The 20,012-nt window shown below is 54.3% G+C and carries 26 protein-coding genes; 18 read left to right on the top strand and 8 right to left on the bottom strand.

Annotated features, from left to right (window positions below):
* The first annotated feature begins 22 nt into the window (after positions 1 to 22).
* Positions 23 to 469: a DUF441 domain-containing protein gene (locus tag AC4OVU_RS09045; RefSeq protein ID WP_003857881.1), complete on the top strand. Its 447-nt coding sequence runs from the start codon at positions 23 to 25 to the stop codon at positions 467 to 469.
* Here the strand turns inward: AC4OVU_RS09045 and AC4OVU_RS09040 are convergent.
* Complete coding sequence (locus AC4OVU_RS09040) at positions 453 to 1,244, bottom strand: AraC family transcriptional regulator (RefSeq protein WP_017384695.1); 792 nt, start codon at positions 1,242 to 1,244, stop codon at positions 453 to 455. The two genes, AC4OVU_RS09045 and AC4OVU_RS09040, sit on opposite strands and share 17 nt — an antisense overlap.
* A 99-nt stretch (positions 1,245 to 1,343) precedes the next feature.
* On the opposite strand from AC4OVU_RS09040, the gene AC4OVU_RS09035 reads away from it, so the two are divergent.
* Positions 1,344 to 2,531: a CynX/NimT family MFS transporter gene (locus AC4OVU_RS09035; RefSeq protein ID WP_017384696.1), complete on the top strand. Its 1,188-nt coding sequence runs from the start codon at positions 1,344 to 1,346 to the stop codon at positions 2,529 to 2,531.
* Between the two features lie 31 nt (positions 2,532 to 2,562).
* Here AC4OVU_RS09035 and AC4OVU_RS09030 read toward each other — a convergent pair whose 3' ends face one another.
* On the bottom strand, positions 2,563 to 3,270 hold the full coding sequence (locus AC4OVU_RS09030; RefSeq protein WP_045344203.1) for a CTP synthase C-terminal region-related (seleno)protein: 708 nt from the start codon (positions 3,268 to 3,270) through the stop codon (positions 2,563 to 2,565).
* A gap of 151 nt (positions 3,271 to 3,421) precedes the next feature.
* Between AC4OVU_RS09030 and AC4OVU_RS09025 the strand changes: the two genes are divergently transcribed.
* Entirely contained in the window at positions 3,422 to 3,766 is a 345-nt protein-coding gene (locus tag AC4OVU_RS09025; RefSeq protein ID WP_015570789.1) for a DUF488 domain-containing protein, read from the top strand.
* On the opposite strand, the gene AC4OVU_RS09020 is transcribed toward AC4OVU_RS09025, so the two are convergent.
* A complete protein-coding gene (locus AC4OVU_RS09020) occupies positions 3,767 to 4,072 on the bottom strand; it encodes a hypothetical protein (RefSeq protein WP_015570790.1) in 306 nt (101 codons plus the stop codon).
* Between the two features lie 80 nt (positions 4,073 to 4,152).
* Entirely contained in the window at positions 4,153 to 4,407 is a 255-nt protein-coding gene (locus tag AC4OVU_RS09015) for a putative hemolysin (RefSeq protein ID WP_015570791.1), read from the bottom strand.
* A 311-nt stretch (positions 4,408 to 4,718) separates the two neighbouring features.
* On the opposite strand from AC4OVU_RS09015, the gene AC4OVU_RS09010 reads away from it, so the two are divergent.
* The 3 genes from AC4OVU_RS09010 to yoaJ are packed head-to-tail and all read left to right on the top strand — an operon-like array spanning position 4,719 to position 5,966.
* Positions 4,719 to 5,747, top strand: a complete 1,029-nt coding sequence (locus AC4OVU_RS09010; RefSeq protein WP_045344202.1) for a sensor domain-containing diguanylate cyclase — start codon at positions 4,719 to 4,721, stop codon at positions 5,745 to 5,747.
* A gap of 45 nt (positions 5,748 to 5,792) precedes the next feature.
* Positions 5,793 to 5,891 carry a YoaK family small membrane protein gene (locus AC4OVU_RS09005; protein WP_015570793.1) on the top strand — a complete coding sequence of 33 codons (99 nt, stop codon included), beginning with the start codon at positions 5,793 to 5,795 and terminating at the stop codon, positions 5,889 to 5,891.
* Positions 5,892 to 5,966, top strand: coding sequence for a protein YoaJ (gene yoaJ / locus AC4OVU_RS09000; RefSeq protein ID WP_015570794.1), 75 nt, complete (start codon positions 5,892 to 5,894; stop codon positions 5,964 to 5,966).
* A 53-nt stretch (positions 5,967 to 6,019) separates the two neighbouring features.
* On the opposite strand, the gene AC4OVU_RS08995 is transcribed toward yoaJ, so the two are convergent.
* Positions 6,020 to 6,268, bottom strand: a complete 249-nt coding sequence (locus tag AC4OVU_RS08995) for a GlsB/YeaQ/YmgE family stress response membrane protein (RefSeq protein ID WP_003857896.1) — start codon at positions 6,266 to 6,268, stop codon at positions 6,020 to 6,022.
* A gap of 369 nt (positions 6,269 to 6,637) precedes the next feature.
* Here AC4OVU_RS08995 and yncL point away from each other — a divergent pair, with 369 nt between their 5' ends.
* Positions 6,638 to 6,730, top strand: a complete 93-nt coding sequence (gene yncL, locus AC4OVU_RS08990; RefSeq protein ID WP_071524166.1) for a stress response membrane protein YncL — start codon at positions 6,638 to 6,640, stop codon at positions 6,728 to 6,730.
* A gap of 124 nt (positions 6,731 to 6,854) precedes the next feature.
* Entirely contained in the window at positions 6,855 to 8,354 is a 1,500-nt protein-coding gene (locus AC4OVU_RS08985; protein ID WP_023296321.1) for an EAL domain-containing protein, read from the top strand.
* Positions 8,355 to 8,358: 4 nt separating this feature from the next.
* Here AC4OVU_RS08985 and AC4OVU_RS08980 read toward each other — a convergent pair whose 3' ends face one another.
* Entirely contained in the window at positions 8,359 to 8,604 is a 246-nt protein-coding gene (locus AC4OVU_RS08980) for a YmjA family protein (RefSeq protein ID WP_022650806.1), read from the bottom strand.
* 75 nt (positions 8,605 to 8,679) lie between these two features.
* Positions 8,680 to 9,930, bottom strand: a complete 1,251-nt coding sequence (gene icd / locus AC4OVU_RS08975) for an NADP-dependent isocitrate dehydrogenase (protein WP_045329638.1) — start codon at positions 9,928 to 9,930, stop codon at positions 8,680 to 8,682.
* Between the two features lie 117 nt (positions 9,931 to 10,047).
* Here icd and rluE point away from each other — a divergent pair, with 117 nt between their 5' ends.
* Genes rluE through purB form a run of 5 tightly spaced genes read left to right on the top strand, consistent with a single transcriptional unit; the run spans position 10,048 to position 14,383 of the window.
* Positions 10,048 to 10,710, top strand: a complete 663-nt coding sequence (rluE, locus tag AC4OVU_RS08970) for a 23S rRNA pseudouridine(2457) synthase RluE (protein ID WP_017693618.1) — start codon at positions 10,048 to 10,050, stop codon at positions 10,708 to 10,710.
* Positions 10,710 to 11,183: an NUDIX hydrolase gene (locus AC4OVU_RS08965; protein ID WP_015570797.1), complete on the top strand. Its 474-nt coding sequence runs from the start codon at positions 10,710 to 10,712 to the stop codon at positions 11,181 to 11,183. Before rluE ends, AC4OVU_RS08965 begins: the two co-directional genes overlap by 1 nt.
* Before the next feature lie 40 nt (positions 11,184 to 11,223).
* Complete coding sequence (gene mnmA / locus AC4OVU_RS08960) at positions 11,224 to 12,336, top strand: tRNA 2-thiouridine(34) synthase MnmA (RefSeq protein WP_032103856.1); 1,113 nt, start codon at positions 11,224 to 11,226, stop codon at positions 12,334 to 12,336.
* Positions 12,337 to 12,363: 27 nt separating this feature from the next.
* On the top strand, positions 12,364 to 12,993 hold the full coding sequence (hflD, locus tag AC4OVU_RS08955; RefSeq protein ID WP_006809213.1) for a high frequency lysogenization protein HflD: 630 nt from the start codon (positions 12,364 to 12,366) through the stop codon (positions 12,991 to 12,993).
* Between the two features lie 19 nt (positions 12,994 to 13,012).
* Positions 13,013 to 14,383, top strand: a complete 1,371-nt coding sequence (gene purB / locus AC4OVU_RS08950; RefSeq protein WP_017693620.1) for an adenylosuccinate lyase — start codon at positions 13,013 to 13,015, stop codon at positions 14,381 to 14,383.
* An 86-nt stretch (positions 14,384 to 14,469) separates the two neighbouring features.
* Here purB and AC4OVU_RS08945 read toward each other — a convergent pair whose 3' ends face one another.
* Positions 14,470 to 14,772, bottom strand: a complete 303-nt coding sequence (locus AC4OVU_RS08945) for a hypothetical protein (RefSeq protein ID WP_491928798.1) — start codon at positions 14,770 to 14,772, stop codon at positions 14,470 to 14,472.
* A 90-nt stretch (positions 14,773 to 14,862) separates the two neighbouring features.
* On the opposite strand from AC4OVU_RS08945, the gene tnpA reads away from it, so the two are divergent.
* The 5 genes from tnpA to phoQ all read left to right on the top strand — a co-directional run bounded on the left by tnpA (position 14,863) and on the right by phoQ (position 19,936).
* The gene (tnpA, locus tag AC4OVU_RS08940) at positions 14,863 to 15,267 is read left to right on the top strand and encodes an IS66-like element accessory protein TnpA (RefSeq protein WP_491928619.1); all 405 of its coding nucleotides are present in this window, start codon (positions 14,863 to 14,865) and stop codon (positions 15,265 to 15,267) included.
* Positions 15,264 to 15,611, top strand: coding sequence for an IS66 family insertion sequence element accessory protein TnpB (gene tnpB / locus AC4OVU_RS08935; RefSeq protein ID WP_000612626.1), 348 nt, complete (start codon positions 15,264 to 15,266; stop codon positions 15,609 to 15,611). Before tnpA ends, tnpB begins: the two co-directional genes overlap by 4 nt.
* Before the next feature lie 48 nt (positions 15,612 to 15,659).
* A complete protein-coding gene (locus AC4OVU_RS08930) occupies positions 15,660 to 17,198 on the top strand; it encodes an IS66-like element ISKpn24 family transposase (protein WP_004201219.1) in 1,539 nt (512 codons plus the stop codon).
* 602 nt (positions 17,199 to 17,800) lie between these two features.
* The gene (gene phoP / locus AC4OVU_RS08925; protein WP_026094318.1) at positions 17,801 to 18,472 is read left to right on the top strand and encodes a two-component system response regulator PhoP; all 672 of its coding nucleotides are present in this window, start codon (positions 17,801 to 17,803) and stop codon (positions 18,470 to 18,472) included.
* The gene (phoQ, locus tag AC4OVU_RS08920) at positions 18,473 to 19,936 is read left to right on the top strand and encodes a two-component system sensor histidine kinase PhoQ (RefSeq protein ID WP_015570801.1); all 1,464 of its coding nucleotides are present in this window, start codon (positions 18,473 to 18,475) and stop codon (positions 19,934 to 19,936) included.
* Positions 19,937 to 20,012 lie beyond the last annotated feature (76 nt).

Raw genomic sequence — 20,012 nt, 5'->3', positions numbered from 1 at the left:
TATTTTTGGCAAGGATCCCGTCATGTTCGACCCTACTCTGCTCATACTTCTGGCCCTGGCTGCTCTGGGTTTTGTCAGCCACAACACCACCGTCGCGATTTCCATTCTGGTCCTGATCATCGTTCGCGTCACACCATTGAATACCTTCTTCCCGTGGATAGAAAAACAGGGGCTTACCATCGGGATCATTATTTTGACCATCGGCGTGATGGCCCCGATTGCCAGCGGAACGCTACCGGCCTCAACGCTGCTGCACTCCTTTGTAAACTGGAAATCGCTGGTGGCGATTGCGGTGGGCGTTTTTGTCTCATGGCTTGGCGGGCGCGGCGTGACGCTGATGAGCAGCCAGCCTTCACTGGTGGCCGGGCTGCTGGTGGGCACCGTGTTAGGCGTGGCGCTGTTTCGTGGCGTGCCGGTTGGCCCGCTGATTGCTGCCGGACTGGTTTCGCTGTTTATCGGGAAGTCGTAGTCAGGCTGGCGATATAGCGGGCGGGCGTCTGTCCCAGTCCTTTCTTAAACATGGTGATGAAGGCGGTGGTGGAGTCATACCCCAGCGCCTGCGCCGCCTGCTGAACCGACTTTCCGCCGATCAAAAACTGCAATGCGACAATCAGCTGGAGCTGGTGCCGCCAGCGGCGAAAGCTCAAGCCAGTCTCTTTCACCACCAGCCGCGCCAGATTGCGTTCGCTCATGGCAAAGTGGCTGGCCCACTGCGCCAGCGTCTGCCAGGCGGCAGGTTCGTTTGCCATGGTCTCACTCATCAGGCGAATTTTTGGATGCGGAGATACCGGCAGCTGTAGATGCTCCTGCGGTTGCAGGGGCAGTTCATCAAACAGGACGTCAACCAGCCTTCCGGTAGCGGGAAGAGGCAGTTCCTCCCGTGACCTGTCCGCAAGCGCCAGCACCAGCTCCCGAACCAGGGGCGATATTTTCAGCGTACAGGTACGCGTCGGCAATTCGAGCGCACCGGGTTCAATAAACAGCAGACAGAGCTGCGCGCCGGGCGTCGCCTTGTTGCTGTGCGGCGTTTGTCCCGGGATCCACACCGCATACTGGGGCGGCACCATCAGCATCGCGTTCTCCACTTCACAGGTGATCGCTCCCCCCAGCGCCATAATCAGCTGCCCTTTGCGGTGCTGATGCAGCGGAATATATTGTTCCTGTGCCACCACGCGGATGCGAAAGGCCACCGCCGCGTCGTGCTGGCTATCGGGATCGTAGCCATCGAGCCCCAGTCCGTACATAAAGTTGTCCGATATTAGCGATAAACTGTCATTTTAGCCTGATTTCAACCACGACTTAAATCGGTATGGTATGCGCTCGCCTGAACGTAAGAGACAATAATGACTACTGCTATTCAACCTTCCGGGAAACAGGGTGCGCTGCTGATTGCAGGCATCCTGATGATTGCCACGACGCTGCGCGTCACCTTTACCGGTGTCGCCCCCCTGCTCGATACCATCCGACAGGACTATGGTTTAAGCACGGCGCAAACCGGCCTGCTCACGACGCTGCCTCTGCTGGCCTTCGCCTTTATCTCTCCCCTTGCCGCAGGCGTCGCCCGGCGCCTGGGCATGGAGCGCAGCCTTTTTATCGCTCTGCTGCTGATTTGCATCGGGATTGGCGTACGTTCGCTGCCGTCGGCCTCGCTGCTGTTTATCGGTACGGCGATCGTAGGCTGTGGGATTGCGCTGGGCAATGTCCTGTTACCTGGCTTAATCAAACGTGATTTTCCGGGCCAGGTCGCAAAACTGACGGGGGCTTATTCGCTGACGATGGGAGCCGCTGCTGCCGCAGGGTCGGCGCTGATCGTCCCGCTGTCGCTGGGGAGTGGTGGCTGGCACGGGGCGCTGTTGATGCTGATGTTCTTCCCGCTGGTGGCGCTGCTGCTGTGGTTACCGCAATGGCGCCAGAAGCCGGCCGCCACCCTGACCGGAGCGGGCGCGCTGCACAATCGGGCTATCTGGCGCTCGGCGCTCGCCTGGCAGGTGACGCTTTTTCTGGGCATTAACTCGCTGATTTACTACGTCATTATCGGCTGGTTACCCGCGATTTTGCTTAGCCATGGCTACAGCGAAACGCAGGCTGGCTCCATGCACGGGCTTCTCCAGCTGGCAACCGCGGTTCCCGGTCTCGCCATTCCGCTGATCCTGCACCGTCTTAACGATCAGCGTGGCATTGCCGGGCTAGTCGCCCTGATGTGCGCCGTCAGCGCGGCCGGGTTCTGGTTCGCGCCGGGGCTGGCCGTCGTCTGGACGCTGGTGTTTGGCTTTGGATCCGGCGCCACCATGATCCTCGGCCTGACGTTTATCGGGCTGCGCGCCAGCTCGGCCCATCAGGCCGCGGCGCTCTCCGGCATGGCACAGTCGATTGGCTATCTTCTGGCGGCCTGTGGCCCACCGCTGATGGGGAAAATTCATGATACCGCCGGAGACTGGCGCATTCCGCTGCTCGCCTGCGCGCTGGCCGCAGTGGTGATGGCGTTATGCGGTATGCTTGCCGGGCGTGACCGGGAGATCACACCCCGCTGACATTCAAGGCAGACCCGGAGGTCTGCTTTTTTTATCCCTGCGCCGCCCGCAGCATGGCCTGTACCAGCACGACCGGGCGCCCTTGCAGCGCGGCCCGCTCATGCTGGAACAGCGTGAGGACAAAGAAAGGATGGGTTACCAGCTCTGCCGCGCGGATCTCGCCCTGCTCGTCCCAGCCCGTTACGCGCATGTCGCCCCGCTCAAGCTGGTCGGCAAACTCAGGTGAGACGCCGTAATTGCAGTGATACCCCTCCTGAATTTCCGGCTTGCCATACGCTTTAGCAATCAGCGTGTTATTCCGCAGCTCGATCGCGTCGGTTTTTTCCACCAGCGAGCAGGTCAGCGGCGCAATTACCATCCTTCCCTCGGTGTCGGTTTCGGCATGGCCTGCATCGTGCCAGCCCAGTACATTACGCGCATACTCAATCAGCGCATGCTGGAACCCGCCGCAGGTGCCGAGAAAGGGGATGCTGTTCTCACGCGCGTAACGGGCCGCAATAAACGCCGCCTCGGTGTTTTTATACGGGCTTGCCGGTACCAGCCAGATGGCATCGTACCCGACCAGGTCTTCGGGGCTGGTCAGCTCAGGCGTGGCGAGCCAGTCATAATCAGCGGTGAGCTCCAGAACCGCAGCGGCGTCGTCAATCGCCAGCGGGATCGCCTGGTGCGCAATAACATCGGGATTGTAATCACCAACCAGCGCAATGCGCAGCGTCGTTTTAACCGGGGAGAGTTCCATCAGAGATTCCTTATGCCGGAGGATTTTCAGATAACATAAGGAACCTCAGACTACCGATCTTTTGCAATTATCACAATACCTTAAATTGGGTGGATAAAAGCCGGGTGCTATAGTGTTCTTGCAGAACGTCGTAAGGAAATGAGGAGGACCCATGATTCAATGTAAACGCGTGTATGAGCAGGCGACCTCAAAAGACGGTTACCGGATCCTGGTCGACAGACTCTGGCCGCGAGGGATAAAAAAGACCGACCTCGCCTGTGACGAGTGGTGTAAAGCGCTAACGCCGTCCAGCGAACTGCGAAAAGCTTTTCACAGTGAAACGATAGATTTCACCGCGTTCAGTGAAGCCTATCGTAAAGAGCTGGCGCAGCATCCGGATGAAGGCAAACGCCTGGCGGCTCTCGCCAAACAGCAGACCGTGACGCTACTCTATGGGGCGAAAAATACGGAGCAGAATCACGCGCAGGTACTGGCAGACTGGCTGCGTAAACTGTGATTAACCGATCGCCAGCTCATCCACGTTGTGTGGCATCTCGTCGGGAGTAAGCGGCATCAGATGTTCCGGGCGAACAAACGCAAAGCCGTGCTGATTATCAAAGGCGTAAACATCACCGGTGACCAGCCACAGCGCACGCGCTGACGTGGCGGGTAATTGCGTCATGACGCCGTTAACCGGGTTCACAAAACGCTGGCCCGGCTGACAGAGGCCAAACAGCTCGACGGATTTACCGATATTTCGACGGCCTGCCGCCGTACGCGCACCCACGATCATCGCCATGCTGCCCGGTTTTAACTGAAACATACTTCTTCTCGCATACGTACTGCCAGAAACTGGCTAAGAATAATCCTAAAGAGAAGTGTATCGCAGTTTTATTGCCGTTGTCATCTGGTCGGTTGCGGGTGATCGCGGCGGTAAAGATCCCATTCATCGATCACTTCCCCGCCGGGCAGTTTGCACTCGGTACGTACGCCCTGCGGGCTTTGAACAGGGATTTGCTCTCCCCCTTTCTCCAGACAGTACACTGACGCCGGGTTTGCCATACCAATAGCGTGCGGCGGTTGAGGCGCATCAGGAGGGGTTGTCTTTGTTGAGCAGGCGGCCAGCGGTAAAACCAGCGCCAGGAGAAGATATTTCATTATCATGATCCTTCAGGGTGTAAAAATGTCAGAGTAACGGGTCATCGCCGTTTTCTCCATGATTTATCCATTAAACCTGCACGATTCCCCCTTATAGTGATGCCTGTTCTCACACTGACCAGAGAACATCATTCCGTAATCAAGATGTTTTGCCCCGATCTCAACATCGGGGCTTTTTTTAGTCTTCCCCTCATCTGCCTTCAGAAGAATCTATAAAATTAATCCTGTTCATGTTTTACTATGACCGGAGTCTATATTTTCAGCATAACATGCAGATACAGAGGTCTTCTGCATGGGAGTCATCCTGCCTCATGTCAGATATCATTCTTGCCCGTGTTTCAGAAACCCTCTCCACTGAGCAATCTCTCGACAGTCTGGTGCGTCAGCTACTGGAAATGCTGGAAATTGTGACGGATATGGAATCAACCTACCTGACGAAAGTCGATATCAATGCGCGTTTGCAGCACATTTTATATGCCCGTAACAGCAAGCAAATGCAGATCCCGGAAGGGTTCAGCGTGCCCTGGGACGAAACACTGTGTAAGCGCGCCATCGACAGCGACACGTTGTTCAGTAACGAGGTGCCCGACCGCTGGCCGGAGTGTGAAGCGGCCAAAGCACTGGGCATTACAACCTATATGAGCGTGCCGGTTCACCTGGCTGACGGTTCTCTGTATGGCACGCTTTGCGCTGCCAGCACCGCACAGAAACAGTTCAGCGAGCGTGGCGAGCAGGTGATCAGACTCTTTGCCGGTTTAATTGGTCAGTACATTCAGAAAGAGTCGCTTGTGCTTCAGCTTCGCGAAGCAAATGCGGCGCTCATTGCTCACTCTTACACCGACGCCCTCACCGGCCTGCCGAATCGTCGCGCCATTTTTGAAAACCTTACCACCCTGTTCTCACTGGCGCGCCATCTTAACCGCAACGTCATGATGGCTTTTATTGACCTCGATGATTTCAAGCGAATCAATGACCAGTACGGGCATGAGGCGGGCGATCGCTTCCTCGTACAGGTCGGCAAGCGGCTGACTCACGAGCAAACGCAGGATGAGATTATTGGCCGGCTCGGCGGCGATGAATTTCTGGTTGCCAGCCTGAGTCACAGCGATGATGGCGACGCCAGTACAGAGGTCAACGCAATCAAAACCCGCCTCAATGGTCTTATTGCGGGCGAATACGGGTTAGGCAATGCCACTATTCTTTATCCCGGCGCAAGCCTTGGCGTCGTTATTGTTGATCCTCACAGCACGGATGAAGATAGCGCCCTGCGCACCGCAGACCTCGCGATGTATCAGGATAAAAAAGGAAAAAGCAAAACAGGCTTTGTCGCGTTAGATTAAAACCGTACACTCTACGGCCTTATACAAACTCAAACAGGTGATGGCATGAGAATAGGGATCCTCTTTCCGGTGGTTATTTTTATCACAGCGGTGGTGTTTTTAGGCTGGTTTTTCCTTGGCGGTTACGCCGCGCCGGGGGCTTAAATGAGAAAAACGACCATCATCATGTTGATTGTCGCCATCGTGGCCGTCGCCGGTACGCAGTTAGGCTGGTGGTAACGCCCAAAGTAAAAAGGCCGCCGTCAGGCAGCCTTTTTTAACACAGGTCAGATTTAGCTTTTGATTTTTCTGTAGATAAACAGAACAACCAGCGCGCCAATCACCGCGACGACAAAGCTGCCGAAGTTGAAGCCATCAACTCTGCCAAAGCCGAACAGGGTACTGATCCAGCCACCGACGACTGCACCCACAATCCCCAGAATGATCGTGACGATGAAACCGCCGCCATCTTTGCCCGGCATAATCCACTTCGCCAGGATCCCCGCAATCAGCCCAAAGATAATCCAGGATAAAATTCCCATAGCTTTCCTCTCTGTATGGTTTTTGTCATTAAATCAACGACACAGAAAAGGATAGCACAGGATCTGAGAAAGGAAATTTGTGATAAGAATCACACGGTTCGTTTGATTAAAATATGAGCAGTAAAAAAATGCCGTTCCACACTCATCGTGGGGTTGCATCTTTTACTGAGAAAGATTATCTTTCTCATTACTGAATAGTTGAGCAAATCACTCAGGTATTCAGTACGACATTGCTCACATTGCTTCCAGTATTTCTTGCCCACCCTTGAGTGGGCTTTTTTTTGCCCGAACCCACCAAAATCTGGCGTTTCTTCAGTGGAGGTGAAACGCTATTCTCTGTGGCTACTGAACAACAAAAACGTTGATAACATGAACGTATCAAGCAAGTTTGTCATCTGCCTTAATCTTGTTTCTGCCAGTACGTTACTGCTACTGCTCTCAACACGGTTTGAGTGGTTCTGAGATGAAAGGAGCCTGGCATGGTGGCTTTCCTTTCGATTCCGTGCAGCCTCAACTCTCGTACTTGTAGCTTTTATGACCTGTGTTAAGATCCCTGCACCTCAGGACGTGGTGGGACAACAGGAAAATGAAGAAGGCCATTGCCGTTGCTATCATCTCAACCTTTATGGTCGTCCTGTCGCTGTATGCGGTTAACGCCATTATCGCTGAGCAGCAAAAGAACCGGCAGAGGGAGATCTCCCACACGCTCTTAAGCTATTCTGAAGAGTTAACGCAAAATATCGCCAGTACGCTTAAAAATACCTCCGCGCAGGGATGCGATAGCGCCAGTCTGAACGTCTACCGAAAATTAAAGATGCGAAGTCTCTATTTCGCCGATGTGGGGTTTATTGAAAAGGGGAAAATCACCTGCACCGCGTTTTGGGGCAAGCTGGCAAATCCCATCGCCCTTCCCTCTGAGCTGCATAATACCCAGAACGGATTCAGCCTGGCGCAGTTTTCGCAGAAAGATTTCTTTGTCGGCAATGCGACAATCTATAACCACCTTATTATCTTCACCTCCCGTTCAGCCTACGATAAATTTGCCCCCGTTACCGCCAACTATTCGCTTCGTTCTTCCACTAAAGATTTCGGCCGCACCTTTTTCACCGTTACGCCGCCATCAGAAAACTTCAGCCGCTTACAGTCTCTGTTATTTACGCTGGCTGTGACAGAGTGCAGTACACGCTGGGATTTGTGCGTTACCGTCACACACCATGATGCCGGACTGGCTTCGCTCTCCCACGTAGTGATGGTGCTTCTGTGCTTGTTTTTATACTTTATCTGGGTATCCCTGACGCTGTTTTCTCTTCGACTTTATGAAGACCGACGTTCTCTGGAACGAACGCTGGTCAAAGCGGTAAAAGCGAATACCATCAGCGTTCATTTTCAGCCTGTTATTCGGGTTGCTGATAAGAAAATCGTCGGGGTTGAAGTGTTATCAAGATGGCAGGATAACAATCACAAAGAGGTTTCTCCTGAGCTGTTTATCCCGTTAATTAAAAAAATTGGCCTGTATAACGTTTATTATCAGAACATGATAAAGAAATCCCTGGCGGAAATTGCCGCGCTGGCCGCTGAACATCAGTTAATGATTTCACTGAACGTTGGCCGGACGGAAATTGAAGACGGCAAATTCCTGGCGGTATTACGTCATGAATGCTCAGAGAACGCGATTCCCTTATCGTTAATCAAAGTTGAGTTATCCGAGAATGGCGTTTCCACCGCGGCCATCCTTGAAGAGTTTTGTGAGGAGCTTAAATCGGCAGGCGTCAAAATTTCAATAGACGATTTTGGTGTGCAAAACTCTAATCTGGCCAGGCTATCAAATCTCAAATATGACGAAATCAAGGTGGATAAGTCGTTAGTGGACGGCATCAGCGAGCACTATAAACAGGATATCCTGGTGATCTTCAGCGACGCGCTAGCTAAACTGCACAAAACCCTTGTTTTTGAAGGGGTTGAAAGCGAAACGCAATATCAGTTCATCGCGCAGAGATACCCCGATGCCCTCGTACAAGGCTGGTACTTTTCGAAGTCGCTAACCCGGCACGACCTCGCCAGGCTGCTGGCAGACTCAGCGCGATGACGCGTTATTCATTGCCCCACTGATTCAGGAAGTTCGCAATATCGTCAATGCGCGCTTCGTCTATCTCGGCCTGGACAGCCATCTCCCGCTGCGCCTCTTCACTGATTTCCTCATTGTTGTATAAGCGAGTGAGCAGCAGCTGGAAATAGTGTGCCAGCGGCGTACGCTCTGCCTCTTCTACCGGTTTCGCCGTTTCAGTCGCATACTCGTCGACGATGTCATAATACTTGAGCGGGATATCATGGGTCATAGCGTTGTTTCCGTCTTGTGTGCATAAAAAACGGGAACCCTCAGGCTCCCGTTGTCATTTAACCCAGCGAGTGGATTACATGTTCGCGATAATCGCGTCGCCAAACTCTGAGCATTTCAGCAGTTTAGCGCCTTCCATCAGACGTTCAAAGTCATAGGTGACGGTTTTCGCGTTAATCGCGCCTTCCATACCCTTAACGATCAGGTCTGCGGCTTCGAACCATTCCATATGACGCAGCATCATCTCTGCGGATAGAATGATAGAGCCTGGGTTGACTTTGTCCTGGCCTGCGTATTTAGGTGCAGTACCGTGAGTTGCTTCGAACAGGGCGCACTCGTCACCGATGTTCGCGCCCGGGGCGATACCGATACCACCCACCTGTGCGGCCAGCGCATCGGAGATGTAGTCACCATTCAGGTTCATACAGGCGATCACGTCATACTCAGCAGGTCGCAGCAGGATCTGTTGCAGGAACGCATCGGCAATCACATCTTTAATGATGATCTCTTTACCGGTGTTCGGGTTCTTAATTTTCTGCCATGGGCCGCCGTCGATCAGTTCACCGCCGAACTCTTCGGTCGCCAGCTGGTAGCCCCAGTCTTTGAACGCGCCTTCGGTGAACTTCATGATGTTGCCTTTGTGAACCAGGGTCACAGACTCACGATCGTTGGTGATAGCGTATTCGATGGCGGCACGCACCAGACGCTTGGTCCCTTCTTCGGAGCATGGCTTGATGCCGATGCCGCAATGCTCAGGGAAGCGAATTTTCTTCACGCCCATCTCTTCGCGCAGGAATTTAATCACTTTTTCTGCATCAGCAGAGTCCGCTTTCCATTCGATACCGGCGTAGATGTCTTCTGAGTTTTCACGGAAGATAACCATGTCGGTCAGTTCCGGGTGCTTAACCGGGCTTGGGGTGCCCTGGTAGTAACGCACCGGACGCAGACACACATATAGATCCAGTTCCTGACGCAGCGCCACGTTCAGGGAGCGAATGCCGCCGCCAACTGGCGTGGTCAGAGGGCCTTTGATAGCAACGCGATAGTCGCGGATCAGGTCCAGCGTTTCGGCTGGCAGCCAGACGTCCTGGCCATAAACTTGAGTCGATTTTTCACCGGTGTAAATTTCCATCCAGGAAATTTTACGCTCGCCTTTGTAGGCTTTCTCAACAGCGGCATCAACCACTTTCAGCATTGCCGGGGTAACGTCTACGCCGATACCGTCGCCTTCAATGAACGGGATAATCGGGTTGTGAGGAACGTTAATCTTGCCGTTTTGCAGGGTGATCTTTTTACCTTCCGCCGGAACAACTACTTTGCTTTCCATTAACCTCTCCTTCGAGCGCTTCTGGTTGTTACTGTTCTTATGTTAATAAATTGTAATGAGCCTTCCGATAGTACCTGATTGTCCGACGCCATGAAAGGTCTTCGTTATTAGGCTATAATGCGGCAATTGATAACGCCTGAAAATACCATGACGAAAACTTCTTTTAGAAAACACCGGGTTGAGCGATTCAGCTCACGACAAGCCACCAGAAGAACGCCAGAACCCCAGCCAACGCGGGTCATACTGTTCAATAAACCCTACGATGTATTGCCACAGTTTACCGACGAGGCCGGGCGCAGCACGCTGAAGGACTTTATTCCCGTTCAGGGAGTGTACGCGGCGGGACGTCTGGATCGTGACAGCGAAGGGTTGCTGGTGCTCACCAATGACGGCGTGCTCCAGGCCAGGCTCACTCAGCCGGGCAAGCGTACCGGGAAAATTTACTTTGTGCAGGTTGAAGGCGAGCCGGACGACGCGTCGCTGGCAAAACTGCGTAACGGCGTAACGCTGAACGACGGTCCCACCCTGCCGGCTGGTATTGAGCGCGTGAATGAACCCGAGTGGTTGTGGCCGCGCAACCCGCCGATTCGTGAGCGGAAATCCATTCCCACCAGCTGGCTTAAAATAACCCTTTATGAAGGCCGCAACCGACAGGTCAGGCGCATGACTGCGCATGTGGGCTTCCCTACCCTGCGACTCATTCGCTATGCCATGGGCAGCTACACGCTGGACTCGCTGGCAAACGGGGAATGGCGGGATGTTACCCCTAAGGAGAACTGATGTTTAAACCTCATGTTACGGTCGCCTGCGTGGTCCATGCGCAGGGGAAATTCCTGGTGGTGGAAGAGACCATCAACGGCAAAGCGCTGTGGAACCAGCCTGCCGGGCATCTTGAAGCCAATGAAACCTTACGCCAGGCGGCAGCCCGTGAGCTGTGGGAGGAGACGGGTATCCGCGCCGAACCGCAGCATTTTATCCGTATGCATCAGTGGATAGCGCCTGACCAGACGCCTTTCCTGCGCTTCTTATTCGCCGTTGAACTTAATGAAACGTGCGCCACTGAACCGCACGACGACGATATCGATCGCTGCCTGTGGGTGACTGCCGAGGAGATCCTGAACGCGCCAAACCTGCGTTCGCCGCTGGTGGCGGAAAGCATCCGCTGCTGGCAGTCTGCGGCGCGCCTGCCGCTGGATATCATTGCAGAGTTTAACTGGCCGTTTACAGAGGGTGTCAATGGTGGGGGGGCGTGATAGAATACGCCGCCTTGAAGTTCAATGTCGTGAGTATTCCATGTCAGATAACAGCCAGAAAAAAGTAATCGTCGGCATGTCCGGCGGTGTCGATTCCTCCGTTTCCGCCTACCTGTTGCAGCAACAGGGCTATAAGGTGGAGGGCCTGTTCATGAAGAACTGGGAGGAAGACGATGGCGAGGAATACTGCACTGCCGCTGCGGATCTCGCCGATGCGCAGGCCGTGTGCGATAAGCTCGGCATCGAACTGCACACCGTTAACTTTGCCGCAGAATACTGGGACAACGTTTTTGAACTCTTCCTCGAAGAGTACAAAGCGGGCCGCACGCCAAACCCGGATATTCTGTGCAACAAAGAGATCAAATTCAAAGCCTTCCTGGAATTCGCCGCGGAAGACCTGGGCGCAGACTACATTGCGACCGGCCACTACGTGCGTCGCGCGGATGTGAATGGCAAAAGCCAGCTGCTGCGCGGTCTGGACGGCAACAAAGATCAGAGCTACTTCCTCTATACGCTGAGCCACGAACAGATTGCCCAGAGCCTGTTCCCGGTCGGCGAGCTGGAAAAGCCGGAAGTGCGTAAGATTGCTGAAGATCTGGATCTGATCACCGCGAAGAAAAAAGACTCCACCGGTATTTGTTTTATCGGCGAGCGTAAATTCCGCGAGTTCCTGGGGCGCTACCTGCCTGCACAGCCGGGCAAAATCGTCACCGTTGACGGCGATGAGATTGGTCAGCACCAGGGGCTGATGTACCACACTCTCGGCCAGCGTAAAGGTCTGGGTATCGGCGGCACCAAAGAGGGCAGCGAAGATCCGTGGTACGTGGTCGACAAAGACGTCGAAAACAATATTCTGGTTGTGGCTCAGGGTCACGACCACCCGCGCCTGATGTCCGTTGGACTGATCGCGCAACAGCTGCACTGGGTCGATCGCGAGCCGCTGAAAGGCACGCTGCGCTGCACAGTGAAAACGCGCTACCGCCAGACGGACATCCCTTGCACCGTAACCGCACTGGATGACGATCGCATTGACGTGCGTTTCGACGAGCCGGTTTCCGCCGTTACCCCTGGCCAGTCTGCTGTTTTCTACAGCGGCGAAATTTGCCTCGGCGGTGGGATCATTGAACAGCGCCTGCCGCTGCCTGCTGTTTAAACCGTTTGCACACATAAAGGAGACCGTGTGGCGAAGAACTATTATGACATCACCCTGGCGCTGGCGGGAATTTGCCAGTCAGCCCGTCTGGTGCAACAGCTGGCGCATCAGGGTCATTGCGACGCTGATGCCCTGCACGTTTCACTCAACAGCGTTATCGATCTTAACCCAGGCTCCACGCTGGGCGTCTTTGGCGGCAGTGAAACCAATCTTCGTCTCGGTCTTGAAACTCTGCTCGGCGTGCTCAACGCCAGCAACCGTCAGGGGTTGAACGCGGAACTGACCCGCTACACCTTAAGCCTGATGGTGCTGGAACGTAAGCTTAATGCGGCAAAAGGCGCAATGAATACCCTGGGCGACCGCATCGCCGGGCTACAGCGCCAGCTCGACCACTTTGACCTCCAGTCTGAGACCCTGCTCAGCGCGATGGCCGGTATCTACGTTGACGTGATTAGCCCGCTCGGCCCGCGTATTCAGGTCACCGGTTCGCCTGCCGTATTGCAAAGCCCACAGGTACAGGCGAAGGTACGCGCTTCGCTGCTGGCAGGCATCCGTGCCGCCGTGCTGTGGCAACAGGTCGGCGGTGGCCGCCTACAGTTAATGTTTTCTCGTCATCGCCTGACGACTCAGGCAAAACAAATTCTTGCTCATTGTTAACCTCCCGGAGTTGCGAATTATGGAATTATCCTCACTGACCGCCGTATCCCCTGTCGATGGACGCTACGGCGATAAAGTCAGCGCGCTGCGCGGGATCTTCAGCGAATATGGCCTGCTGAAGTTCCGTGTTCAGGTTGAAGTACGCTGGCTGCAAAAGCTGGCCGCCCAGACAGCAATCAAGGAAGTTCCTGCTTTTGACGCAAAGGCAAACGATTACCTTGATAAAATCGTTGCTGAGTTCAGCGAAGAAGATGCCGCGCGCATTAAAACCATCGAACGCACCACCAACCACGACGTGAAAGCGGTTGAATACTTCCTGAAAGAGAAAGTGGCAAGCGTCCCTGCCCTGCACGCGGTATCTGAATTTATTCACTTCGCCTGTACGTCTGAAGATATTAACAACCTGTCTCACGCACTGATGCTCTCTACCGCGCGGAAAGAGGTAGTACTCCCTTACTGGCGTAAAATCATTGATGCGGTGAAAGCGCTGTCCGTGGAATACCGCGACATTCCGCTGCTGTCCCGTACTCACGGCCAGCCAGCAACCCCATCCACCATGGGTAAAGAGATGGCGAACGTGGCGTACCGCATGGAACGCCAGTATCGTCAGCTGGAGCAGGTTGAGATCCTCGGCAAAATCAACGGCGCGGTGGGTAACTACAACGCCCACATCGCCGCGTACCCGGAAGTGGACTGGCACCAGTTCAGCGAAGAGTTTGTGACCTCTCTGGGGATCCAGTGGAACCCGTACACCACCCAAATTGAGCCGCACGACTACATCGCCGAGCTGTTTGACTGCATTGCGCGCTTCAACACCATCCTGATCGACTTCGATCGTGATGTATGGGGTTACATCGCCCTGAACCACTTCAAGCAGAAGACCATCGCCGGGGAAATCGGTTCGTCCACCATGCCGCACAAAGTGAACCCAATCGACTTCGAAAACTCCGAAGGTAACCTGGGTCTGGCGAATGCCGTGTTGCAGCATATGGCGAGCAAGCTGCCGGTATCTCGCTGGCAGCGCGACCTGACTGACTCCACGGTGCTGCGTAACCTGGGCGTAGGTATTGGCTACGCGCTGATCGCCTACCAGTCCACCCTGAAAGGTGTGAGCAAACTGGAAGTTAACCGCGACCGTCTGCTGGACGAGCTGGATCACAACTGGGAAGTGCTGGCGGAGCCGATTCAGACCGTGATGCGTCGTTACGGCATCGAAAAACCGTACGAGAAACTCAAAGAGCTGACCCGCGGTAAACGCGTTGATGCTGAAGGTATGAAACAGTTTATCGACGGTCTGGCGCTGCCAGAAGAAGAAAAAGCGCGCCTGAAAGAGATGACCCCGGCAAACTATATTGGCCGTGCCATCGCTATGGTTGACGAGCTGAAGTAATCGCCCTTCCCCCTTTCCACCTGGAAAGGGGGCTGCTTTACATCATCGAGCCGACATTTCACGTCACATTATCTGTTTTGCCGGGATTAGAGCCTGCCGTCAGGCTGATTGTTATTTTTTGCCGTGGAATAACTTTCCGGAATATACCGTTTTAAGCCGAACGGGCACAGTTTGAACTGGCACGGGGTTTCAGCCGTGCACGGGCGATCCATCTCCTGTCGGTTGCCTGGACACGCGTTTTTCTGTTTGAACCCCACCCAGCCTATTGATGTAAAGGGCATTGCCTGCGCTATCCATACTCTACGCCGCCGATCGTTAATCAGGATCCCCTGGTTTGAAGTGGTGATGATTTCACCTGTACGAACGTAATAATCTCCCTTTAACCACAGGATATAATTGTAAGCGTCGTCTCAGCACCGTCTGGCAGATCCTGAAATTCCTGAGAGGATAATGGACACCAAATATGGTGGACGCTATCCATGAAATCATTAACCGCAGTGCGTAAAAAAAGCCCTAATTATCCCGTTGAGTTCAAAATCAAAATGGTTGAACTCTCGCATCGACCAGAGATCTCCGTAGCGCAACTCGCTCGTGAGCATGGGATCAACGATAATTTGCTGTTCAAGTGGCGCCAGTACTGGCGCGAAGGAAAACTACGTCCTCCTTCAACAACAGAAAACAACGTGCCTGAGCTGTTCCCGATAACACTTGATGCCGAAGATGTTGTCCCTGCAACCTCCCCCCGGTCACAACCTGTAGCTGCTGCGGCACCTGAATCACTCAATATCAGCTGTGAAGTGACGTTCCGGCACGGATCACTCCGTCTGAATGGTGCCATCAGCGAAAATATCCTGAACCTGCTGATACGGGAGCTCAAACGTTGATCCCATTACCATCAGGGACAAAGATCTGGCTGGTCGCTGGCATCACCGATATGAGAAACGGCTTCAACGGCCTGGCGGCAAAGGTGCAGACGACGCTGAAAGACGATCCGATGTCAGGTCACGTTTTTATCTTCCGTGGGCGTAATGGCAGTCAGGTAAAGCTCCTCTGGTCTACCGGCGATGGACTGTGTCTGCTGACCAAACGGCTGGAGCGCGGCCGCTTCGCCTGGCCGTCAGCCCGGGATGGCAAAGTGTTCCTCACACCGGCACAGCTGGCGATGCTCCTTGAAGGTATCGACTGGCGGCAGCCTAAAAGACTGCTTACGTCACTGACTATGTTGTAGGCCTCTTTATCCTGGTCGACGCTGAATGAGCCTGGTAATATACCCGGTATGAACAGCTTACTTCCTGACGATATCGATGAACTGAAACGTCTCCTTGCCGAACAGGAGGCGCTGAACCGTGCCCTTCTGGAAAAGCTGAACGAGCGTGAACGCGAAATAGATCACCTGCAGGCGCAACTGGATAAGCTGCGCCGGATGAACTTCGGCAGCCGCTCCGAAAAAGTCTCCCGCCGTATCGCGAAGATGGAAGCCGACCTTAAGCAGTTGCAGAAAGAAAGCGATACCCTTACCGGCCGGGTGGATGACCCGGCCGTGCAGCGCCCGCTGCGGCAGACCCGTACCCGCAAACCGTTCCCTGAATCACTTCCCCGTGACGAAAAACGGCTGCTGCCGGCAGCGTCATGCTGCCCGGAATGTGGTGGTGCGCTGAGTTACCTGGGTGAAGATGCCGCCGAACAGCTGGAGCTGATGCGCAGCGCCTTCCGGGTTATCCGGACAGTACGTGAAAAGCATGCCTGTACTCAGTGCGATGCCATCGTGCAGGCCCCCGCGCCTTCACGGCCCATCGAGCGGGGTATCGCAGGACCGGGGCTGCTGGCCCGCGTGCTGAGTTCAAAGTATGCAGAGCACACCCCGCTGTACCGCCAGTCTGAAATATACGGCCGCCAGGGTGTGGAGCTGAGCCGCTCACTGCTGTCGGGCTGGGTGGATGCGTGTTGCCGGCTACTGTCACCGCTGGAAGGGGCGCTTCAGGACTATGTGCTGACTGACGGTAAGCTCCATGCTGATGACACGCCTGTCCCGGTGCTGTTGCCAGGTAATAAGAAAACGAAGACCGGGCGGTTGTGGACGTACGTTCGTGACGACCGTAACGCCGGGTCAGAGCTGGCGCCGGCAGTGTGGTTCGCTTACAGCCCGGACAGAAAAGGTATCCACCCGCAGAGCCATCTCGCTGGCTTCAGCGGTGTTCTGCAGGCGGATGCGTACGCCGGGTTCAACGAACTGTACCGCAATGGACAGATAACGGAAGCTGCCTGCTGGGCTCATGCCCGCCGCAAGATCCACGATGTGCACGTTCGCACCCCGTCAGCGCTGACGGAGGAAGCCCTGAAACGGATCGGTGAGTTATATGCCATCGAGGCGGAAATAAGGGGGATGCCGGCGAAGCGACGCCTTGCAGAACGTCAGCAAAAAGCTAAACCGCGGCTGAAATCCCTGGAAAGCTGGCTGCGTGAAAAGGTGAAAACGCTGTCGCGACACTCAGAACTGGCGAAAGCGTTCACGTACGTACTGAACCAGTGGCCGGCGCTGGCTTACTATACTGACGACGGCTGGGCCGAGGCAGATAACAACATAGCTGAGAATGCGCTACGGATGGTCAGCCTGGGCCGCAAAAACTACCTGTTCTTCGGTTCGGATCATGGAGGAGAGCGGGGAGCGCTGCTGTACAGCCTGATCGGGACATGCAAACTGAACGGAGTGGAGCCAGAAAGCTACCTTCGCCATGTGCTTGATGTTATAGCTGACTGGCCGATAAACCGGGTCAGCGAACTACTCCCCTGGCGCGTAGCACTGCCAACTGAATAACACATCCCCGTCAATACGGTTCTCGCTGCACGCTTACATATAATTCAGGCCATACTGTGTTTCAACTTTGCAAAAGATGGTTCCGCTTTCCGGGCTCGCAATAGTCTCAACAACCTTCCATTCCATAAAGTCCTCTTTACTCGCTATATTGCTGTTTTGTTGTGTAAAAATGCTGCTTTTCTGGCACATCTTATGCAAATCTAATTTCGCATCATAAAATAAGTGTAGACAAAGCCAGGCATAGTGAGAACATCCTTACAAAAAAAAGGGCAATATTTACAAAACTGGCGTGCTCGTGCTGTCCAAAAAGCGACTCGCCTTCAACAGTTCATAAACGGATGGCTGTTTTATCGGGATTGCGAAAGCTTGCGAAAACAAGTCAGTTTATATTACCCGCGCCTGCTGGGGGCGCATGAGGCTTACGTGAGTTGGGTGGGTGATATGAACCAGGCTCAGGTCAACATACTTAATAATCAGGTGCCTGGCGTAATGCCTCCCTGTGTTCGGGAGCATGAAAAAAATCATTTAATTTCATTGCGCTGGTGTCAACCTGAATAATCAGCGTTAAACTATTCATACCATTTATAAAGGGAGAAGTGATGATGCGCGTACTGGTTGTTGAGGATAACGCATTGCTACGTCATCACCTGAAAGTTCAACTTCAGGAGATGGGTCATCAGGTGGATGATGCTGAAGACGCAAAAGAGGCGGATTATTATCTCAATGAACACCTGCCGGACATCGCCATTGTCGATTTAGGGCTGCCGGATGAAGACGGATTGTCCCTTATCCGCCGCTGGCGTAGCCATGACGTTTCCCTGCCGGTGCTGGTGCTGACTGCCCGCGAAGGCTGGCAGGACAAGGTTGAAGTCCTGAGCGCTGGCGCGGATGACTACGTGACCAAACCCTTCCATATTGAAGAAGTCGCTGCGCGTATGCAGGCGCTGCTGCGCCGCAACAGCGGGCTGGCGTCACAGGTTATCTCTCTGCCGCCGTTCCAGGTGGACCTCTCTCGCCGCGAATTTTCTATTAATGATGAAGTGATCAAGCTGACCGCATTCGAATACACCATCATGGAAACGCTGATCCGTAACAACGGTAAAGTGGTGAGCAAAGATTCCCTGATGCTTCAGCTCTATCCGGATGCCGAGCTGCGCGAAAGCCACACCATTGACGTGCTGATGGGTCGCCTGCGTAAAAAAATTCAGGCGCAGTACCCGCATGACGTGATCACCACCGTGCGTGGTCAGGGCTACCTGTTCGAATTACGCTAAATGAAAGGGATATTGCGCCACATTTTACCCCTTTCGCTGCGGGTTCGCTTTTTGCTGGCAACCGCCGCCGTCGTGCTGGTGCTGTCGCTCTCTTATGGGATGGTGGCGTTGGTCGGTTATAGCGTGAGCTTCGATAAAACCACCTTCCGCCTGCTTCGCGGCGAAAGTAACCTGTTTTATACCCTGGCGAAGTGGGAGAACAACCGAATCACCGTCGAGATGCCGGAAAACCTGAATCAGCAGAGCCCGACGCTGGCGCTGATCTATGATGAAAAAGGGAAATTGCTTTGGGCCCAGCGCGATGTCCCGTGGTTGAAAAAGCGCATCCGTCCGGAATGGCTGAAAACCAACGGTTTTCATGAAATAGAAGCCGACCTCAACTCCACCAGCAGCCTGCTGCGTGACGATCGCGCCTTACAGATTAAGCTTAATGAGATCCGGGCCGAAGATGACGACACGGAGATGACCCACTCTGTGGCCATCAACCTTTACCCCGCCACCCTGAACATGCCGCAGTTAACCATTGTGGTGATCGATACCATACCGGTTGAGCTGAAACGCTCGTATATGGTCTGGAACTGGTTTGTGTATGTTCTGGCTGCCAACCTGCTGCTGGTGATCCCTCTCCTGTGGGTTGCTGCGTGGTGGAGCCTCCGCCCGATTGAATCCCTTGCCAAAGAGGTGCGCGAGCTGGAGGAACATCACCGCGAGAAGCTAAACCCGGAGACCACGCGTGAGCTGACCAGCCTGGTGCGCAACCTCAACCGCCTGCTGAAAAGCGAACGTGAACGCTACGACAAGTATCGCACGACGCTCACCGACCTTACGCACAGCCTGAAAACCCCGCTGGCCGTGATGCAGAGTACCCTGCGTTCCATGCGCAGTTCGAAAATGAGCGTGGATGACGCCGAGCCGGTGATGCTGGAACAAATCAGCCGTATTTCACAGCAGATCGGCTATTACCTGCACCGCGCGAGCATGCGTTCCGGAAGCGCCCTGTTGAGCCGTGAACTGCACCCGGTAGCCCCGCTGCTGGATAACCTCACCTCTGCGCTAAACAAGGTGTACCAGCGTAAAGGGGTCAACATCAGTCTGGATATCTCACCGGAAATTAGCTTTGTCGGTGAGAAAAATGACTTTATGGAAGTGATGGGAAACCTGCTCGATAACGCCTGCAAATATTGTCTGGAGTTTGTCGAGGTGTCCGCGCGGGTAACGGATAACGAACTGCATATTATCGTTGAGGATGATGGTCCTGGCATTCCCCGTAATAAACGCGAAGTGGTGTTCGATCGCGGCCAGCGCGCCGATACGCTGCGGCCAGGCCAGGGCGTCGGATTATCCGTCGCCAGGGAAATCGTCGATCAGTACGAGGGCAAGATTGAAACCGGTGAAAGTTTGCTGGGCGGTGCCCGTATGGAAGTCATTTTTGGCCGCCAGCATCCCGTATCGAACGATAGTTGACCCGAAATGTGAAAAATACGCGGATCTCGCAGTCAGGGGGCGGTGCTTCCGTTATAATCCGTCTCAGTAAGAGCCT

The organism is Enterobacter sp. 6722112 (assembly GCF_058661685.1).
Note: the sequence above shows the minus strand (reverse complement) of the source record. Positions and strands in the feature narration are given on the sequence as shown.

Coding starts and splice junctions, on each gene's coding strand:
- AC4OVU_RS09045 (WP_003857881.1), top strand. CDS start 23: ATGTTCGACCCTACTCTGCTCATACTTCTGGCCCTGGCTGCTCTGGGT.
- AC4OVU_RS09040 (WP_017384695.1), bottom strand. CDS start 1,244: ATGTACGGACTGGGGCTCGATGGCTACGATCCCGATAGCCAGCACGAC.
- AC4OVU_RS09035 (WP_017384696.1), top strand. CDS start 1,344: ATGACTACTGCTATTCAACCTTCCGGGAAACAGGGTGCGCTGCTGATT.
- AC4OVU_RS09030 (WP_045344203.1), bottom strand. CDS start 3,270: ATGGAACTCTCCCCGGTTAAAACGACGCTGCGCATTGCGCTGGTTGGT.
- AC4OVU_RS09025 (WP_015570789.1), top strand. CDS start 3,422: ATGATTCAATGTAAACGCGTGTATGAGCAGGCGACCTCAAAAGACGGT.
- AC4OVU_RS09020 (WP_015570790.1), bottom strand. CDS start 4,072: ATGTTTCAGTTAAAACCGGGCAGCATGGCGATGATCGTGGGTGCGCGT.
- AC4OVU_RS09015 (WP_015570791.1), bottom strand. CDS start 4,407: ATGAAATATCTTCTCCTGGCGCTGGTTTTACCGCTGGCCGCCTGCTCA.
- AC4OVU_RS09010 (WP_045344202.1), top strand. CDS start 4,719: ATGTCAGATATCATTCTTGCCCGTGTTTCAGAAACCCTCTCCACTGAG.
- AC4OVU_RS09005 (WP_015570793.1), top strand. CDS start 5,793: ATGAGAATAGGGATCCTCTTTCCGGTGGTTATTTTTATCACAGCGGTG.
- AC4OVU_RS08995 (WP_003857896.1), bottom strand. CDS start 6,268: ATGGGAATTTTATCCTGGATTATCTTTGGGCTGATTGCGGGGATCCTG.
- yncL (WP_071524166.1), top strand. CDS start 6,638: ATGAACGTATCAAGCAAGTTTGTCATCTGCCTTAATCTTGTTTCTGCC.
- AC4OVU_RS08985 (WP_023296321.1), top strand. CDS start 6,855: ATGAAGAAGGCCATTGCCGTTGCTATCATCTCAACCTTTATGGTCGTC.
- AC4OVU_RS08980 (WP_022650806.1), bottom strand. CDS start 8,604: ATGACCCATGATATCCCGCTCAAGTATTATGACATCGTCGACGAGTAT.
- icd (WP_045329638.1), bottom strand. CDS start 9,930: ATGGAAAGCAAAGTAGTTGTTCCGGCGGAAGGTAAAAAGATCACCCTG.
- rluE (WP_017693618.1), top strand. CDS start 10,048: ATGCGGCAATTGATAACGCCTGAAAATACCATGACGAAAACTTCTTTT.
- AC4OVU_RS08965 (WP_015570797.1), top strand. CDS start 10,710: ATGTTTAAACCTCATGTTACGGTCGCCTGCGTGGTCCATGCGCAGGGG.
- mnmA (WP_032103856.1), top strand. CDS start 11,224: ATGTCAGATAACAGCCAGAAAAAAGTAATCGTCGGCATGTCCGGCGGT.
- purB (WP_017693620.1), top strand. CDS start 13,013: ATGGAATTATCCTCACTGACCGCCGTATCCCCTGTCGATGGACGCTAC.
- tnpA (WP_491928619.1), top strand. CDS start 14,863: ATGAAATCATTAACCGCAGTGCGTAAAAAAAGCCCTAATTATCCCGTT.
- AC4OVU_RS08930 (WP_004201219.1), top strand. CDS start 15,660: ATGAACAGCTTACTTCCTGACGATATCGATGAACTGAAACGTCTCCTT.
- phoP (WP_026094318.1), top strand. CDS start 17,801: ATGCGCGTACTGGTTGTTGAGGATAACGCATTGCTACGTCATCACCTG.
- phoQ (WP_015570801.1), top strand. CDS start 18,473: ATGAAAGGGATATTGCGCCACATTTTACCCCTTTCGCTGCGGGTTCGC.